Annotated in this window: 19 protein-coding genes and 1 tRNA gene; 18 read left to right on the forward strand and 2 right to left on the reverse strand. The window is 48.7% G+C overall.

What is annotated here, in order from left to right:
* Window positions 1–106 precede the first annotated feature (106 nt).
* The 16 genes from GJQ69_RS02855 (at window position 107) to lepB (ending at window position 12974) form a co-directional block, all read left to right on the forward strand.
* Entirely contained in the window at window positions 107–703 is a 597-nt protein-coding gene (locus tag GJQ69_RS02855) for a LytR/AlgR family response regulator transcription factor (protein WP_157658971.1), read from the forward strand.
* Window positions 703–858 carry a hypothetical protein gene (locus GJQ69_RS09900; protein WP_157658969.1) on the forward strand — a complete coding sequence of 52 codons (156 nt, stop codon included), beginning with the start codon at window positions 703–705 and terminating at the stop codon, window positions 856–858. Before GJQ69_RS02855 ends, GJQ69_RS09900 begins: the two co-directional genes overlap by 1 nt.
* Before the next feature lie 342 nt (window positions 859–1200).
* Window positions 1201–2079: a hypothetical protein gene (locus GJQ69_RS02865; RefSeq protein ID WP_174192880.1), complete on the forward strand. Its 879-nt coding sequence runs from the start codon at window positions 1201–1203 to the stop codon at window positions 2077–2079.
* Window positions 2076–2816, forward strand: a complete 741-nt coding sequence (locus GJQ69_RS02870) for a hypothetical protein (RefSeq protein WP_174192881.1) — start codon at window positions 2076–2078, stop codon at window positions 2814–2816. The genes GJQ69_RS02865 and GJQ69_RS02870 overlap by 4 nt, the downstream gene beginning before the upstream one ends.
* Window positions 2813–3049, forward strand: coding sequence for a hypothetical protein (locus GJQ69_RS02875; protein WP_086036242.1), 237 nt, complete (start codon window positions 2813–2815; stop codon window positions 3047–3049). The genes GJQ69_RS02870 and GJQ69_RS02875 overlap by 4 nt, the downstream gene beginning before the upstream one ends.
* A 55-nt stretch (window positions 3050–3104) precedes the next feature.
* Window positions 3105–3647 (forward strand): hypothetical protein, encoded by a 543-nt coding sequence (locus GJQ69_RS02880; protein WP_174192883.1) that lies wholly within the window; start codon window positions 3105–3107, stop codon window positions 3645–3647.
* Window positions 3632–4240 carry an ATP-binding cassette domain-containing protein gene (locus GJQ69_RS02885; RefSeq protein WP_086036236.1) on the forward strand — a complete coding sequence of 203 codons (609 nt, stop codon included), beginning with the start codon at window positions 3632–3634 and terminating at the stop codon, window positions 4238–4240. Before GJQ69_RS02880 ends, GJQ69_RS02885 begins: the two co-directional genes overlap by 16 nt.
* Window positions 4227–4709, forward strand: coding sequence for a hypothetical protein (locus GJQ69_RS02890; RefSeq protein ID WP_086036233.1), 483 nt, complete (start codon window positions 4227–4229; stop codon window positions 4707–4709). Before GJQ69_RS02885 ends, GJQ69_RS02890 begins: the two co-directional genes overlap by 14 nt.
* Before the next feature lie 242 nt (window positions 4710–4951).
* Window positions 4952–5569, forward strand: a complete 618-nt coding sequence (locus GJQ69_RS02895) for an HD domain-containing protein (protein WP_086036230.1) — start codon at window positions 4952–4954, stop codon at window positions 5567–5569.
* 154 nt (window positions 5570–5723) lie between these two features.
* Window positions 5724–6101, forward strand: a complete 378-nt coding sequence (locus tag GJQ69_RS02900) for a GntR family transcriptional regulator (protein ID WP_086036229.1) — start codon at window positions 5724–5726, stop codon at window positions 6099–6101.
* Window positions 6101–6799, forward strand: coding sequence for an ABC transporter ATP-binding protein (locus tag GJQ69_RS02905; protein WP_086036225.1), 699 nt, complete (start codon window positions 6101–6103; stop codon window positions 6797–6799). The genes GJQ69_RS02900 and GJQ69_RS02905 overlap by 1 nt, the downstream gene beginning before the upstream one ends.
* A complete protein-coding gene (locus GJQ69_RS02910; protein WP_086036223.1) occupies window positions 6793–7611 on the forward strand; it encodes a hypothetical protein in 819 nt (272 codons plus the stop codon). The genes GJQ69_RS02905 and GJQ69_RS02910 overlap by 7 nt, the downstream gene beginning before the upstream one ends.
* 191 nt (window positions 7612–7802) lie before the next feature.
* Entirely contained in the window at window positions 7803–10433 is a 2631-nt protein-coding gene (clpB, locus tag GJQ69_RS02915; RefSeq protein WP_174192885.1) for an ATP-dependent chaperone ClpB, read from the forward strand.
* A gap of 178 nt (window positions 10434–10611) precedes the next feature.
* The gene (locus tag GJQ69_RS02920; RefSeq protein ID WP_086036217.1) at window positions 10612–11520 is read left to right on the forward strand and encodes an ABC transporter ATP-binding protein; all 909 of its coding nucleotides are present in this window, start codon (window positions 10612–10614) and stop codon (window positions 11518–11520) included.
* Complete coding sequence (locus GJQ69_RS02925; protein ID WP_086036215.1) at window positions 11517–12338, forward strand: ABC transporter permease; 822 nt, start codon at window positions 11517–11519, stop codon at window positions 12336–12338. Before GJQ69_RS02920 ends, GJQ69_RS02925 begins: the two co-directional genes overlap by 4 nt.
* A 33-nt stretch (window positions 12339–12371) precedes the next feature.
* Window positions 12372–12974: a signal peptidase I gene (lepB, locus tag GJQ69_RS02930; RefSeq protein WP_174192887.1), complete on the forward strand. Its 603-nt coding sequence runs from the start codon at window positions 12372–12374 to the stop codon at window positions 12972–12974.
* A gap of 107 nt (window positions 12975–13081) precedes the next feature.
* On the opposite strand, the gene GJQ69_RS02935 is transcribed toward lepB, so the two are convergent.
* Together GJQ69_RS02935 and GJQ69_RS02940 are read right to left on the reverse strand one after the other, a co-directional pair.
* On the reverse strand, window positions 13082–15175 hold the full coding sequence (locus GJQ69_RS02935; protein WP_174192889.1) for a glutamine synthetase III family protein: 2094 nt from the start codon (window positions 15173–15175) through the stop codon (window positions 13082–13084).
* 344 nt (window positions 15176–15519) lie between these two features.
* Window positions 15520–15606 (reverse strand) — tRNA-Leu (locus GJQ69_RS02940).
* Between the two features lie 230 nt (window positions 15607–15836).
* Here GJQ69_RS02940 and GJQ69_RS02945 point away from each other — a divergent pair.
* On the forward strand, window positions 15837–17102 hold the full coding sequence (locus GJQ69_RS02945) for an AfsR/SARP family transcriptional regulator (RefSeq protein WP_086036207.1): 1266 nt from the start codon (window positions 15837–15839) through the stop codon (window positions 17100–17102).
* Entirely contained in the window at window positions 17096–17578 is a 483-nt protein-coding gene (locus GJQ69_RS02950; RefSeq protein WP_086036205.1) for a gamma carbonic anhydrase family protein, read from the forward strand. The genes GJQ69_RS02945 and GJQ69_RS02950 overlap by 7 nt, the downstream gene beginning before the upstream one ends.

The raw sequence follows: 17578 nt of genomic DNA on the forward strand, positions 1-17578 counted from the left end.
CTCGATGAATGACTTTAGAAAACACTTTCCGGTGTTTATTCCATACATTCTTCAAATTGCATTTATAGTGCAGTTTATGTTAAAACTTTACAAGGTGGTGAGTGGAGTGGACAAGGATAAGATTATGCGGCTGGCAATATGCGACGATGAGCTGCCCATGCGGCAGCAGCTTCAGAAAAGAACAGAAACTTTTATGGCAGAACGGCAGATACCTTATACGCTGGATACTTTTGCAAGCGCAGAGAAACTGCTTACAAGCGAAAAAATTTATAACATTGTACTGATGGACGTACGGTTTACCGGCATGGATGGTATGCAGGCGGCAATGGCACTGAAAGCGCGCTGTATGGATACGCTGATAATTTTCATCTCCAGCTTCGTGCAGTATGCACCGCTTGGCTATCAAAGCACCATTCGGTATATTTTAAAGTCACAGCTGGATGTGTATTTTGCAGAGAGTTTGGATGCCGCAATCAGCCAAATCCATTTGCAGTCGGACACGGTCGAGGTCTGCTATGGAAAGAAGTCTTCACAAATACCATTAAGTCAAATTCTGTACCTAGAAAGCGCCAACCGAATGATTCAATTACATCTGGAGGCAGATTCGAAAGAAATGTTTCCATTAAAATGTTATGGAAAACTTGAAGAATATGAAATGATTCTTCAAAAAAGAACTTTTTGCATTGCCACAAAAGCTACTTAGTGAATTTGAGAAAAATCAAGCGTATGACAGAAAATTGTTTCTTTTTGAAAAACGGTGAAAGTGTGCCTATTAGTCGAAGATGTTTTTCAGAGTCAGAAAGAATTTACAAGCTGTTTTTAGCGGAAACATCGGGCAATCTGCAGATTATCCCATGATTTTCATGGCCATGTGGTTAGTATCCGCAGCTATTTGGAGCAGGGTGAACAGGAAGCAGCACTACGGTATGTTTGCTCAATTTCCGAAAAAGCAATCCATGCTATTTTGCCGGTACATACCAATGTGCAGACAGTGGTCACACAGAATTATGGCTATTTTTCTTTGTCATGTCAAGATGGAATTTTTCACTTTTTAGTGTCATTTGATGAAAACAGAATGAATTCTTCACCAATTTCAACATTTTGAATACCAGTTTCAACAAGATGACTTGAAAAAGGAAAAATTGGTGATATAGTGATGGAGAAAAAAGGGAAAACAAGAAATGGCATTGAAAGCATGGAATGAAAAACTTGCAGATTTTAAATGCATGGAGATGTAAAATGTTAAGAAATTTACAGAAGACAAACCTTAAAGTCCTTTTTAGGAATCGGCGATTTTATATTGTGCTGTGTGCCGTTCTGGCTTATGTGCTGTTTCCAACGTTGGTGGAATCGATGCAGATGTACAAAACGGATCAGGCAACGTTGTCAGCCGCGTATGTTTACTTTGGACAGGCACAAGTTAGTGTAGTACATACTTTCGACAGTTATGGATTGTTCTTTATCATGCTTTTTCCTTTTGCGGTTTCCTTGGCGTATTCCGACTGTAATTTCGAGGAAAAGCAATATGGGAGCGACCGCATTGTCATTGCGAGGGTTGGCCGCAGCCATTACTATACCGCACAATGGCTGACTGTTTTTATTGCAGGAGCATTGATTATTTGGATTCCCTTGGTGATTCAAAAGCTGGTATTCATGACTGCAATTCCGTTGGATTCTCTGAAAATAACTCCCACCTATCCATTGGATCCTTACACTGCGTTTTATAATCTATCGTATTGGAAACCATTGTTCTATAATCATCCTTATATCTATTTTTTTCTGTATGATTTTATAACAGCATTTTTGGGGGGACTTTTTGCATTGCTTTCTTATGTCCTTTCTGTTCATACCAAGCTGAATCATTTTCTAGTATTGACTGTCCCGGGAATTTGCTATATCATTGCTGGCTTGCTGGGCGGTCTTGGGAACGAAAAATATATGCCTATTGCATGGATGGTACCGCCTTTCCGGGCGGCAGGTACAAAGCTGTCCTATCTCCTATGCGGAGCGGCTGTGCTTTTGCTCTTCGATTTAGCAGGGCTGCTTGTAAAAATTCATGTGAGGCGGGATGAGGTATGACGCTGCGCGCACTTAGAAAAGTCTATCTTCGCAATCGGTCGACCGCTGTGGTGCTGCTGGTCCTGCTGGCTTTTACAGCCTTGGGGATTTTCAGACCGAATATGCTGGCGCAGTTTGCGTGGGAGCAACATCCGAAGTTTTATCTTGCTAACTATGCATCCTATTTTTTCTGGTTCAGTACCGCTAGCTTCTGCATTCCCATGTATTTTATTTTGCTGCAGCCGCAGATTCACTTTTTTGAGCAGGAAACCGTTTTCTGCAGATTGCTCTCGAAAAGAAGGCTGTGGCTGCTTCGGCTTGCAATTGGCGCGGCGAGTGCGGTTCTTTATGTTGTGCTGCTGTACCTTTTGCTGTTTATACGAGCGGCCGTTTTTGGGCAGCTGACGCATTATGCGGAAAACGCAGCTTTCTTTCTGTTCGCGTTTGTGTCGCAGTGTGCAGCTTACGCCTGCATTACCTGCGTTTACCTATTCTTCGCGCAGGTATTTTCGAATTGCATTTTGGGCTGTGTTGTCAGTTATGGCCTCGTTTTGTATGACTTTATCGTCTTGCAGGGGGCTTTGGATTGGGGTGAACTAGGCATTATGGAAGCGATTGCTGTTGTTCCGGGACATACGAATGCATATGGAATCAACTTGATACGGAATGCGGCTGTCATCGTGGCGGTTGCTGTAATAGGCGCAATCGTTTGTCCCGGATGTGATTGTCTCCCCAAGGAGAAAGGGGAGCAGAAATGACGCTGAAAAGGCTGCTCTATCAAAGCTATCGCTACGTTGTTACCGGTGCTGCCTTTTTGCTGCTTCTGTTTCCGAATTTAAGCGTTGCTGCACAAATGCACGGCAGTCTGGAGTTCTATTTTCTGGCTTGCTACGGCGGTATTTGCGATGTGGAAGATATTCTGTCAATCTCCAATTTACGATGGATGATTCCCAATGTGGTGTCGGTCTATATGCTTTCCAACCTTTTTTAGAGGATTGCCGTATTAGTTATGTGTATGTTTTTACGCGCTCGCAGAAAAAGTCGGGGTGGCTGTTTCGGCAGATGCTCCATTTGCTGAAGAGAGAACCTGCAGTACCTTTGGTCTGCTTTTTGCTGTCACACTGTTAATTGGTGTTTTTAACGGGTTAAAACCGCAAAACGGCATACACACGGTAATTTTGCTGTTGACATTGTATTTGCTTAATGTAGGTACTGTATTCCTTTTTGCTTTTCTGCAAAATGCCTTTTCCCTCAAACTAGGCGGTGCTGCTGCATTCCTTATAGTGCTGCTTTTATATTTAGTGCCAATTTTTCTGTGCTGTATACTTTACGGTCAAGCTGCATCACTGGTACCCTTATATATCCTGCTGCCCGGTGCCAGCCAAATGCTCTTGTGGCACACACTTCCGTTTACGGTTCCCGGTCAGGAGATATTTGGAATTGTGCCAGTCCCCGGTGCCGCCGCGGGAGGCTGCATTTGTGCAATTATCCTGTGGTGTATTGCTTGTTATTGGCTGTACCGCCAGTGGTTTTGCAAGCAGGACATGATTTCATTGATGAAGGAGGAACAAGGATGGGCGTTACAGTAGAAGTGAAAAATTATACGAAAACAATTAAGGGGCAAACCGTTCTTTCAAATGTGACTTTGCAGTTGGAAAGCGGTGTCTGCTATGGACTATATGGTCATAATGGGTGCGGCAAGTCTATGCTTATGCGCGCGATTGCGGGGTTAATCTGCCCTACAGAGGGCAGTGTGATGGTTCTTGGAAAGGAACTGAATAATTCCAATTCTTTCCCAGACAGCTTAGGACTGATTATTGAAAACGTTGGTTTCTGGCCTTATTTTACGGGACTGGAAAATCTTAAATTACTGGCTTCCATCAAAGGGCAGATTGGGGAGCCGGAGATTCGGGATTCCATTACACGCGTGGGACTTGACCCGGATGACCGGCGGGTCTATCACAAGTACTCACTGGGCATGAAACAACGGCTGGCCATTGCACAGGCGATTATGGAAAAGCCCAATTTAATTTTATTGGATGAACCTACCAACGCATTGGATGAAGACGGCGTTGCGTTAATCCGAAAAGTTGTGCAGGAAGAAACCGAACGCGGAGGAAACAACGTCATTTTTAGAGGGAAAGGGTTTTCGCACCGGTGCAGACCTTGTGTCAGGTTCTGATATTATCGTGCAGGGAAAATGGTCGGGCGAGCGGAAAGCAACCAATGATGCGCTTTATACCCCTGTAAACGTGGAAAAAGTGAATAAAGGCAGTGCTTCGTTAGTAGGAAAAACGATTTTGGTTGTACAGCAGATGAATGTAATTGAAAATACTGAGCAAGCATTTTATTATGACGCGGCACAAAATGCAATGATTCCATTGCAAAAAGATGTTGAATATTTATTACTGCTCAAACATGTACCATCGGATGCATCAAAAACTGTGGACTCCATGCAGTATTATCCTGTCAGTGAATCTGCATTTGGTATCTATCGATTGTCTGACAAAAAGCAACCGCGTATTTTAAAATCCACAGAAGAAATAATTCACTTTAGCGAACTACAGAATTTTGACTTATATACCTCAAAGCAGGCACAGCTAGACAAGTATTATACATATAAGGCTGACGTTTTTGCAGCAATACACTAATAACGTTTAATAAACTAGCCATGATGTTCTATAGTTGTGACCTGAATTACTGAGCTGATAAGCGACATCTGAAGCCACAGATTTAAACACAACTGTTAAAAGACAACTATAGAATTTATCAATGGTGGATGACAGAGAACCATGTTCATCTGGTGTAATGCCCGTTCTGTATGCAAAAGGTTCCCTCTTTTTTGTGGATATGGTATAATCATAGCCAGAAGTTAGGAAGGAGCCGTAACAGGATGGAATATAAAGAAGAGTTCATAGAGATTTTTCAAAGCAAGGTCAAACGTGAGGGAGCGGCTGAGCTGCTGGAATGGCTGCAGAAGCGGACGGACTTTTTCACAGCACCTGCCAGCACCCGTTATCACTGCGCCTGCCCGAGTGGTTTGGTACAGCACAGTATCAGCGTCTATAAGACCATGATGAACTGGTTTGAGCCGGAAACGGACAGCGAGGAAAGCTACGTTATCTGCGGGCTGCTGCATGATATCTGCAAGGCGAATTTTTATAAACAGAGTACGCGCAATGTCAAAAATGACGAAACTGGCAAATGGGAGCGCCGCCCTTACTACAGCATCGACGACCAATTCCCCTACGGTCACGGTGAAAAGTCTGTCTTTCTCATCGAGCGCTTTCTGCGTTTGCGTACCAGCGAGGCCATGGCTATCCGCTGGCACATGGGTGGATTTGACGATGCGGCACGCGGCGGCTGCAAAGCAATTTCACAGGCATACGAAAAGTATCCGCTGGCTGTAAAGCTGCATTTGGCCGACTTCGAGAGCACCTATCTGCATGAAAAGGGAACGTCCGTTGTGCCGAACAATCACCCGCACAACAAGCAGGCCCCAAAGGTCTGACTCAAAACCAAACATGGTATTTTTTCTGCGCCGAAGGCATACAACAGCCTCTGGCGCAGTTTTTTATTTTTCAAAAAAGTACTTGACAAAGCAGCTGTACCAATGTATTATTGTATTAGGTTGTTAGTACACTAGTACAGAAGGAGGAAAAAAGATGGCTTGGCAGTTCTCTTCAGACCGACCAATCTACACCCAGCTGGCGGACCAGATAAAGCTGCGTGTGGTGTCTGGCAGGTACCCTGCCGGCAGCAAGCTGCCCAGCGTGCGGGAGCTGGCGGCGGAGGCCGCCGTCAATCCCAATACCATGCAGCGGGCTTTATCACAGCTGGAAACGGAGGGCCTGCTGTTTACCCAGCGGACCAGCGGCCGCTTTGTTACGGATAAGGAGGAAACCATTATGGACTTGAAATCATCCCTTGCACAGAAAGTTATCCAGGAGTTTCTGCAAAAGATGGAAAGTCTTGGGTTTACCCAGGAGGACGCTGCACAAATGGTGCAGAAGGCGGAAAAGAGAGAGAGGGAGGTATCCTGATGGAACCAATTTTACAGTGCAGCGGGCTGTGCAAAAACTATGTCGGAAAGACCGCCCTGCAGAATGTAAACTTGAAAGTTGAACGCGGCCGCATTGTGGGATTGCTGGGACCGAACGGCAGCGGAAAAAGCACCTTGATTAAACTGTGCAGCGGCCTGCTGACACCCAGCACCGGCATTCTTTCGATTGCCGGCATGGCGCCCGGTGTGGAAACAAAAAAGATTGTTTCCTATCTGCCGGAACATCGCTACTTAAGCGACTGGATGTGCGCGAAGGACCTGCTTACTGTTTTTTCTGATTTTTATGCGGACTTTGACATGAGCAAGGCACTGGATATGCTGCAGCGGCTGGGCATCAGCCTTTCCAGCCGCCTGCGTACCATGAGCAAGGGAACCCGTGAAAAAATGCAGCTGATTTTAGTGATGAGCCGCAATGCCCAGCTGTACCTGCTGGACGAACCCATCGGCGGTGTGGACCCCGCCACCCGAGATTACATTTTAAATACAATTATTAGCAACTACAGTGAAAATGCTACCGTTATCATCAGCACTCACCTGATTGCAGATGTGGAGAAAATTTTGGACGAAGTTATTTTCCTGCGAGAGGGCAGCGTGCTGCTGCACACACCGGCGGACGAACTTCGTGAGCATGAGGGCAAGAGCGTGGACGCCTGCTTCCGGGAGGTATTCAAATGCTGAGTAAACTGATTCATTATGATTTTCGCTCGACCGGGCGTGCCTTTGGGCCGACCTATCTGGTTGTGTTGGCGCTGTCCGTACTGTACACGATTTTGAACCATATTCCGCACGCGAATTCCCGCCCGCTGACTGCTTTGTTTGATATTATTTGCGGGCTGTATATTCTTTCTTTGTTTGCAATGTTCCTGCTGACGCTGATATTCTGCATCAAGTATTTTTATGATAATCTTTTTAAAGATGAGGGCTACCTAATGCATACCCTGCCGGTTACGCCGGCACAGCTGCTCTGGAGCAAGATTATCATCGGCGGTGTGTGGACACTGGCTTCCTGTGCCGTCGCGTTTGTAAGTCTGTGGATTGCCTCTCTGCCCGGCATTCGTTCAGATATTCGTTATGACAGAGAATTTCTGCAGTTCTGCCAGCAGGCACTGAATAAGCTGGCGGAAAATCCGGAATACATTGGCGTGCTCCTGCTGTCAATACTGACGATAATTGCAGGTTTGATATTTGTTGAACTGCTTTTCTATACCTCTATGAGTATCGGCAGCTTGGTGCAAAGACATCACCGCATTGTCGCCGTGCTGGTGCTGATTGGTTTTATGATTGCGCACACTATTTTGCTCGGCATCCTTTCTACGCTCTCTGACATACAGGAAGTGCAGAACTTTGTGGAACGAGTGAGTTTCTCGCTGAATGAGGTACAGGAAATGTGTGCGACGCTTGGCTGTGTGCTGGCGTATTTTGTATTGTTCATCGGCGTTAATTTTGTCATTAACAATGTCATTATGAAGAAACACTTGAACCTAGAATAAGAGAATTAGCACTCTTAAAGATAGAGTGCTAATGTTTACAAACGATAAATAGAATATTCACATACCGTTCATCTTCTGTGGATATACTAGCGCTTGTAAGGTGAAAGGAAGGTTCCCGCAGCGGGACCTTACCGGCGCCCTCGGGCGCTTTTTCTTTTGCTGCTTCGTTTTTTGAAGGAGTGTGAAGACCTATGAACGCACAGAATTTTACACAGAAATCACTGGACGCGATTCAGCGGGCGCAAAGTCTCGCTTTGTCGCACGAGAACATGCAGATTGAACAGCTGCATTTGTTAAGCGCCTTGCTCACACAGGAGAATGGGCTGATTCCGCAGCTGCTCAAAAAAATGAACATAGACCCGCAGGCATTTCTGCAGGACGTCAACGCGGAGATTGAAAAAATGCCGGCCGTTTCCGGTCCGGGGCGGGAGCCGGGCAAAATCTACATTGCACAGGATGTGGATACTGCTTTAACGGAATCGGAATCTGCGGCCAAGCATATGAACGACGAATATGTTTCCGTGGAGCACCTGTTTATCGGCCTGCTGCGCCGCGCCAACGGTACACTGAAAACACTGTTTAACAAATACAATCTTACGGAAAGCCGTTTTCTGGACGCACTTTCCAGCGTACGCGGAAATACCCGTGTCACCAGCGACAACCCGGAGGAAACCTATGCGGCGCTGTCCAAATATGCGACCGACCTTGTGCAGGCAGCCCGTGACCAAAAGCTGGACCCGGTTATCGGACGGGATGCGGAAATTCGTGATACCATTCGTATCCTTTCCCGCAAAACGAAAAACAATCCAGTCCTAATTGGTGAACCAGGTGTTGGCAAGACGGCGATTGTAGAGGGTCTGGCACAGCGGATTGTACGCGGAGATGTGCCGAACAATCTGAAAGACCATAAGCTGTATTCGCTGGACATGGGCGCTTTGATCGCCGGTGCCAAGTACCGCGGCGAGTTTGAGGAACGCTTTAAGGCGGTACTCAATGAGGTGAAAAAGTCAAACGGCCGCATTATTCTATTTATCGATGAGCTGCACACCATTGTCGGTGCCGGTAAAACCGAGGGCAGCATGGATGCCGGAAACCTGCTGAAGCCCATGCTGGCCCGCGGCGAACTGCACTGCATTGGTGCCACGACGCTGAATGAATTCCACCAGTATATCGAAAAGGACGCTGCACTGGAACGCCGTTTTCAGCCCGTTATGGTGAGTGAACCGTCTGTGGAGGACACCGTGTCTATTCTGCGCGGCTTAAAGCAGCGCTATGAAGTGTTCCACGGCGTAAAAATTACCGACCAGGCGCTGATTGCCGCCGCAACGCTTTCTAACCGCTACATTACGGACCGGTTTCTGCCGGATAAGGCCATTGACCTTGTCGATGAAGCCTGCGCTACGGTGCGAACCGAAATTGACTCCATGCCGGCGGAGGTGGACGATGTTTCGCGTAAAATCATGCAGCTGGAAATTGAAGAGGCTGCCCTGAGGAAAGAGGACGACCGCTTGAGTCGGCAGCATTTGGCTAACCTGCAGAAAGAGTTGGCGGAACTGCGCGAACGGTTCAAGTCCATGAAAGCCCAGTGGGAGAACGAGAAGAAGGACATTGGAAAAGTCCAAAATCTTCGTTCTGAAATTGAAAAGTGCAATGCCGCAATAGAGGAAGCCCACCGCAACTACAACCTTGAAAAGGCAGCGGAACTCCAGTACGGCAAACTGCCGGAACTGAAAAAGCAGCTGGAAGAACAGGAACAGATTGCGGAAAAAGAGGACGACCACCATTTGCTGCGTGACCGTGTGGACGAAGAAGAGATTGCCCGCATTGTCGGCCGCTGGACCGGCATTCCGGTCAGCCGCCTAATGGAGGGCGAACGCGAAAAGCTGCTGCGCCTGCCGCAGACACTGCATGAGCGTGTCATTGGACAGGATGAAGCGGTGAATAAAGTCAGCGATGCCATTCTTCGTTCCCGTGCGGGCATTCAGGACCCGAACCGTCCCATTGGTTCGTTCCTGTTCCTCGGTCCTACTGGCGTCGGCAAAACAGAGCTTGCCAAAGCATTGGCACAGGCACTGTTTGACGATGAGCGAAACTTGATTCGTATCGATATGTCCGAATATATGGAAAAATTCAGTGTGTCGCGCCTGATTGGCGCACCTCCCGGATATGTCGGATACGAGGAGGGCGGCCAGCTGACCGAGGCTGTGCGCCGCAAACCATACAGTGTGGTGCTGTTCGATGAGGTGGAAAAGGCGCATCCGGACGTCTTTAATATCCTGCTGCAGGTGCTGGACGATGGCCGCATTACGGACAGCCAGGGCCGGACAGTGGACTTTAAGAACACCATTCTCATCCTGACTTCCAACCTCGGTTCACAGCAGATTCTGGAGGGCATTCAGCCCGATGGCACCATCAGTGAAAAGGCACGGGAGGAAGTTCACGGCCTGCTGCGCCACCAGTTCCGTCCGGAGTTCCTGAACCGTTTGGACGAAATTGTATTTTATAAGCCGCTTACAAAAGAGGAAATCAGCCAGATTGTCAATCTGCAGATTGCGTCTCTTGGCAAACGTCTGCGGGGCAGAGAGCTGGGGCTGCAGCTGACCGACGCTGCCCGCACCTATGTTGTGGACCAGGGGTATGACCCTGTATATGGCGCCCGTCCGCTCAAGCGCTTTATCCAATCCAATGTGGAAACACTGCTGGCCAAGAAGATGATTGCAGGCGACTTTGCGCCGCGCTCGACCATTGTTGTCGATTACGATGGGCATCAGCTGACGGCCAAAGCGGTTTTAAACGCCGAAACTGTTTCCGAAAAATCATAATTGCCTATTTTGAGGACTGCCGCAGCTTTTGCGGCGGTCCCTTTTGTGTGCCGGTTCCGGTACAGCGGAAAGTCACACTTCCGGACAGAAAACATTGACAAAATCCGAAAAATGGGTATCCTTAAATGATATAAAGCTTTTTTGAAAGACAGCAGAAGCCGGAGGGCCGCGGACATTCATGAATGCAATCATTACTGACAGACTGACAAAGTCATATGACCATACAACCAATGCGCTGGATTCACTAACCATCACTGTACCGGAGGGAAAAGCCTGTGCGCTGCTTGGGCCGGACGGTGCAGGCAAGACAACAGTGGTTAAACTGCTGGGCGGGCTGATAACGCCCAGCAGCGGACGCTGTATGGTTATGGAAATAGACCCAGAGAAGAATCCGGCTCGGCTGCACAGTGTGTGCGGTGTTGTGACGCCTTCTGCACACCTGTACGGCTGTATGACCGGACGGGAAAACCTGGCCTTCTTTGGGGAAACCGCTGGCATGACCGCCTCTGACGCACAGGTCCGTGCGGCGGAATTGATGAAGGACTTGGGCATTTGGCAGGCGAGAGAAACGCTGGTGCGTGACTTTCCAAGCGGCGTGATGCAGCGGCTGTCCCTTGCGCGTGCGCTGATGATTCACCCGAAGGTCCTGCTGCTTGACGAGCCTTTTCAGGGGCTGGACCCAGAAAGCACACAGGCAGTGCTCGGTCTGCTGACCGGACTGAAACAGCAGGAGGGATTGACTATTCTGCTGTGTACCCATCACCCGGCCTATGCGCAGCTTTTGTGTACGCAGTTTGGCATTCTGCGGGAGGGTGTTATCCTTGCCGCGGGCGGGACAAAAGAGCTGTGCCGGAAAGCGGAGTGTTCCATACGGGCGGGCGTCTGTCTGCCGGAGCAGGACAGCCTTACTGGATTTATAAAAGGGACAGATGGCTTCTGGCAGAAGCAAATAGAAAAGGAAAGCGATATGCCGGACCTCCTGCGGGAAATTGTAGCGGCGGGTCATGACGTTTATGAGGCACATCTTTACCGTCCGACGCTTGCGGATGCGTATACCGCTTTGCTGGAAAAGGAGGAATCCCGTTGAAACTGCCGAAATGGATACGAAATGCAGCAAACAGACGCGAAAAAGTATTGATTAAAAAGGATTTTCGGGAAATGTGGCAGAACCTCGGGGTGCGTGCCATGCTGGTAATCGTTCCGCTGCTGTTTGTCGTCTGCCTGCCGATTCTGTTTATGGTGCTGGCCTATATTTTACCGGATTCTAGTATCAAAGATATGCAGCAGATGCGAATACTGCTTTCCGAACGGCAGAGCTATATGAACGACCGACAGGCGCTGTTCTATGTGTTTTCCTTTTGCTTGGCACCTATGCTGTACCTGATTGTTGTGCTGATGACAGCCTGTGTCACAGCGGCCAGCAGCTTTGTCGGGGAGAAAGAGCGCGGAACGATTGAAACCTTGTTCCTTACACCGCTGACTACACGAGAGATTTTTCGGGCCAAAGTGTTGGGATGCACGGCGCTGTCCGTGGTTGCTTCGCTGATTTCCTTCATTTTATATGCCATTGTAATGTCAGTGGGGGATATTCTGCTGGGCGTGACTGCATTTTGGGCGGACCCCAGCTGGGCTGTGATGTTTTTCCTGCTGACACCGATTCTCATTCTGTTTGGGGTGTTGTTTATGGTACTGGTTTCCGGGCGCAGCCATAGCTTTCGGGAATCGGTGCAGATATGCGGCTATGTGCTGCTGCCGCTGACGCTGTTGTATGTCGGGCAGTTTTCCGGATTCTTCCGGATGAATGCCGGGCACTATATCCTGCTCAGCGTATTCCTCGCGGTTATGGATTGTATCTTATGGAAAGTGACAATGGCACATTTTACGCTGGAAAAAATGCTGGGTTAAAAATTTTGGTACAGAACAAAAGGAGAGTAAAGAATGCAGCCCGATGAAAAAGAAACAGCCGTTTCCGCTGCCGCTGATGATGTACCGCAGACGCCGGACGCACAGCCGGAACAGGAGTCAGCCCATCCTGACCATAAAATAACAGGTGTTCTGTCGTGGATTATGACTATGGGCATTACGGTTGCAGCGGTTCTGCTGGTTTGCACCTTTATTGCGCGGCCTGGCCGCGTTATCGGCAATAGTATGCAGAATACCTGCCATGACGGCGATTTTGTTATCCTGTGGGAGCTGAACTATCAGCCGCAGCATGGGGATATTGTTGTGGTAAACAGCAACAATGCGCTTGGGGACAACCTGATTAAACGAGTCATCGGCGTGGGTGGTGATCACATTGTGGTTTCCAACGGCGTGGTTATTCGCAACGGCCAGCGCCTGCAGGAATCCTATGTGAAAGAACAGACGTGGTCCGGCCCCAATGTGGATATTACTGTCCCCAAAGGACAAATGTTTCTTATGGGTGACAACCGGAACCATTCAGCGGACAGCCGCTATATCGGAACGGTCAGTGACAATATCATTGTCGGCAAAGTGACAGTGCGCCTTTTTCCCTTTAACGCCATTCGTACATTTCAGTAGAATAGAAAGCGAAAAGCCGGCAGCGTGCCGGTTTTTTTAATGCTCACTTTTCAGAGAAAAATAAAAGCCGGCACTCCGGAGAGGTTCCGGAACGCCGGCAAATTTGATTAGACATGATAGATGAGGTCGGCGTAGGTGGGGAACGGCCAGTAAGAAGCGCCGGTTAAGGTTTCCATCTTGTCCGCATCGGTGCGCAGGGCGTCCATAGTGGGCAGAACCGTCTCTTTGTAAGCGCGTGCGCTTTCCTCAAAGTCAGTAATGGCAGCAGCGGCGCTGACGTTTTCTTTCAGCTCCTCTGTTTCATCATACACGCTGGCGCTCAGTTCACTCAGCTTTGTTACACGGTCATATTCCACGTGACAGTTCATTTTGGGGTTTAGGGCCTTTTTGTGGGTAAAAGCAAGGCTCAGGTCATCCATGTACTTTTCAACTGCCGGTAGAATTTGCTTATTGGCCATGTCAATCATGGTCAGTGCCTCGATGTTCAGCGTTTTGCTGTAGTTTTCCATAGACACTTCATAGCGGGAGTGCATCTCGCTTTCCGTGAAGATGTGGTGTTTGGCAAAGAGCTTTACATTCTTTTTGTCCAGAAAATGCGGCATAGCATCAACTGTGGTTTTCAGGTTCAGCAGGCCGCGCTTTTCAGCTTCCGCAACCCAGGAATCTGTGTAGCTATCACCATTGAAAACGATGCGCTTGTGTTCTTTAATGGTTTTGCGCACCAGTGTGTCGAGGTCCTTCCGGAAGTCTTTGCTCTTTTCCAGTTTGTCGGCAAACTGCTCCAGTTCTTCGGCGACGATGGTATTCAGCGCGACATTCGGGCCGGAAATGGAAACCGCGGAACCCAGCATACGGAATTCGAATTTATTTCCGGTAAAAGCAAAGGGAGAGGTACGGTTGCGGTCCGTGCTGTCCTTGGGGAAGCGCGGCAGGGTATGTACGCCGACTTTTAGGATTTCCTTGTCCTTCTGGCTGTATGGCTTGCCCTGTTCCAGGCACTTCAGAATTTCCGTGAGCTCGTCGCCGAGGAAGATGCTGAGGATAGCCGGTGGGGCTTCGTTTGCGCCCAGACGGTGGTCATTTCCGGGGCTGGCAACCGAAATGCGCAGCAGGTCCTGATACTCATCTACTGCTTTAATGACGGCAACGAGGAACAAAAGGAACTGTGCGTTCTCCATCGGGGAATCACCGGGCTCCAGCAGATTTGTGCCGGTATCGGTGGATAGAGACCAGTTGTTGTGCTTGCCGGAACCGTTGACGCCCTCGAAGGGTTTTTCGTGCAGCAAGCAGTACATTCCATGGCGCTCCGCCACCTTCTTCATGGCTTCCATGGTCAGCTGATTATGATCCGCCGCAACGTTGGTATTGCTAAAGATGGGTGCCAGTTCGTGCTGTGCGGGGGCAACCTCGTTGTGTTCGGTTTTGGCCAGTACGCCCAGTTTCCACAGTTCATTGTCGAGGTCCCTCATAAAGGAGGCAACTTTCAGCTTGATGCTGCCAAAATAGTGGTCCTCCAGTTCCTGGCCGCGCGGCGGGCGAGCACCAAACAGGGTGCGGCCGGTCAGCACGAGGTCCTCACGTTGATTGTATAGGTTCCGGTCGATGAGAAAATATTCCTGTTCCGGACCGACGGTGGAATTGACCTGCTGTGTCTTTGTGTCACCAAACAGGCGCAGAATGCGCAGCGCCTGTTTGTTCAGTGCTTCCATAGAGCGTAGCAGCGGTGTCTTTTTGTCCAGTGCCTCACCGGTGTAGGAACAAAAGACCGTAGGAATATACAGCGTTTTGTCCTTGACAAACGCAAAGCTGGTTGGGTCCCATGCGGTGTAGCCGCGTGCCTCAAAGGTTGCGCGCAGGCCGCCGGAGGGGAAGGAGCTTGCGTCCGGTTCACCACGGACCAGTTCCTTGCCGGAAAACTCCATCAAGACAGAGCCGTCACCGGCAGGGGAGATGAAGCTGTCATGCTTTTCGGCGGTAATGCCGGTCATGGGCTGAAACCAGTGGGTAAAGTGGGTGCATCCTTTTTCCAGTGCCCAGTCCTTCATGGCGCTGGCCACAGTGTTGGCGATGTTGATGTTCAGGCTTTTTCCTTCCTGAATGGTGTTTTCCAGCGCCTTAAATGTTTCACGCGGAAGCCGTTCCTGCATGGTTCGTTCGTCAAAGACCATACTCCCAAAAATTTCCGGTACGCTTGCTGCCATTGTTTCAATCCCTCCAAAAAGTTAATAAAAAAAGCGCAGCGGTTCAAAAACCGCAGCGCCATCGCTGTTATGCCTTGCATTATAGGCCTGCACCGAGCGTTTGTCAATAGAATCTTCTTGTTTTGCAGCAGAAGACTTAAGGATTGTCATTCTCGTTTACTGCACTTGAAAAAATGAAGCGGAAAACTGACAAATATGCAGGAGGTATATATGAATATGCAGAAATGTGGGAAAAAGCGTCGGCACTACAGGTGCACCGCTTATTCGCTGCCGCGCCGGTCTGTTTGACCGCGCGGCATAAAAAAGAGAGTGCACACGTTCAATACGCGTACACTCTTCCACTTTGGTGCCGGTGGTGGGGGTCGAACCCACACGTCATTGCTGACAACGGATTTTGAGTCCGTCTCGTCTGCCAATTCCAACACACCGGCGTTGTTTTTTATTATACCGCAGAGCAACAGAATTTGCAAGCTTTTTGTAAATGAATAAAAAAACAGCGGTCATTCTGCAATGAAAAGAACGCCATTTTTTTGGCAGAATGATAATTGAAAAAATTTTTACAGCATGATAAAATATAAGGAAATTATGGAAATTACGACAAATTTTCAAGGAGAGAAGGCGGCTTCCTCTGAGATATCACAGGATTTTAGGAGGAACCAATATGACAGGACAGCATAAAATTGTTGCAGAAGCACATCTGATGGGAAATTTTTCTCTTACAATCGGGGAAAAGACAATTTCCTGTAAAAAGCGCCGCCCTACTCTGGTATGGCTGTTGCTGGCTATTTTGCTTTATTCACATGAAAAGCCTTTACAGGAAGATGAGCTGATACGGGCGCTGTGGAAATATGAAGTAGACGGTACGGACACAATGAATGCACTGAAAAATTTGGTGTACCGTACACGGGAGCTGCTGTGCCATTCCTTTGGCAGTGAGGCTGGAAAATATATTTTGTTTGACTGTGGCACATACTGCTGGAGCCCGGCACTGGAAACGCACACGGATGTCGACCACTTTCAGCGATTAAATCAAGTCATTCGCATGACGCATTCCGTCACCGAAAAAGGCCAACTCTGCAAAGAAGCAATGCATCTGTATGCAGGTCCGTTTCTGCCCGGCGTGGAACGGTCAACAGACGTACAGGCTATTCGTCATAAACTGGAGGACCGGTATGCGGAATGTACCGCTGCCATGTGCGGTGTGCTGGAACAGCAGAACCAAACGGACAACCTGCCGGAATTCTGCCTGGAGGCACTGAAGCGGGCACCCCTCAACCTGCAGCTGCACCGCCTGACCATTTTCTGTTACCTAAAGGCAGAACGATATTCTGAGGCACTGTCCTATTATAATCAGGTGACGGCTCTGTTTTACCGGGAGAAGGGACAGGACATTTCTCCGGAACTGCGCGACCTTTACCGCCTGATTTCTAAAAATTTCCGACACGCGCCTATGGATATTTCCTCTATCCGCGATGAGCTGCAGGAGCCTTCCCAAATACAAAGTGCCTATTTCTGCGATTTTGAGGCATTTCGCAATCTGTACCGTGTCGATGCCCGTGTCTGTATGCTTAGTCATCAGCCGGCGACCATTGTACTGATGACGCTTGCCAAAACGGACGGTTCGCTGCCGGAACGGGTCAGTGTTATCCGCGAACAAAATGCACTGAAGTCAGCTGCGATGTCTTCTCTGCGCAGTGGTGATGTCATTACTTCCTACAGTGATACGCAGTTTTTGCTTTTATTGCCGCAGACCAATTTGCAGCAGGCGGGGAAGGCTGTTGAAAAAATTCTGAAAAGCTACCATAAACTTTGCCGAAATAAATATCTGCAGGTTCTTCATAAAATGATGCCGGTGAAAGCTGCTCCGCAGGTAGCATCATCTGAGCCGGCAGAAACAAATGAGAGAGAAGATTCTAAGAAATGCTGAATGAAAAAAAGCCGGTTTTGGCACAGGGCGCTGTTGTAACGGGAAACGTTACATTTGGAAAAGACTGTTCAGTTTGGTATAATACAGTTATACGCGGCGATACGGCCCCCATTTCAGTTGGAGAAGGAACGAACATTCAGGACTGCTGTGTCCTGCATGTGGATGAAGGAAGGCCGCTGTACCTAGGAAACGGCGTGACCGTTGGCCATGGTGCTATTCTGCACGGGTGCACTGTAGGTGACAACACAGTCATCGGCATGGGTGCTGTTTTGCTGAACGGCGCCTCCGTTGGAAAGAACTCGATTGTTGCGGCGGGTGCACTGGTGTCGCAGGACCACACATTTCCGGACGGTGTCTTGCTGATGGGCTGCCCGGCAAAGGTAAAACGTGCGCTGACAGAGGAAGAGATTGCAGAAAATCGCCATAATGCGGAACATTATATACAGCAGTCGAAAATCCAGCTGTCGGTGGACTGA

The organism is Caproicibacterium lactatifermentans, from assembly GCF_013315815.1.
In the GTDB taxonomy this organism is placed as follows: domain Bacteria; phylum Bacillota; class Clostridia; order Oscillospirales; family Acutalibacteraceae; genus Caproicibacterium; species Caproicibacterium lactatifermentans.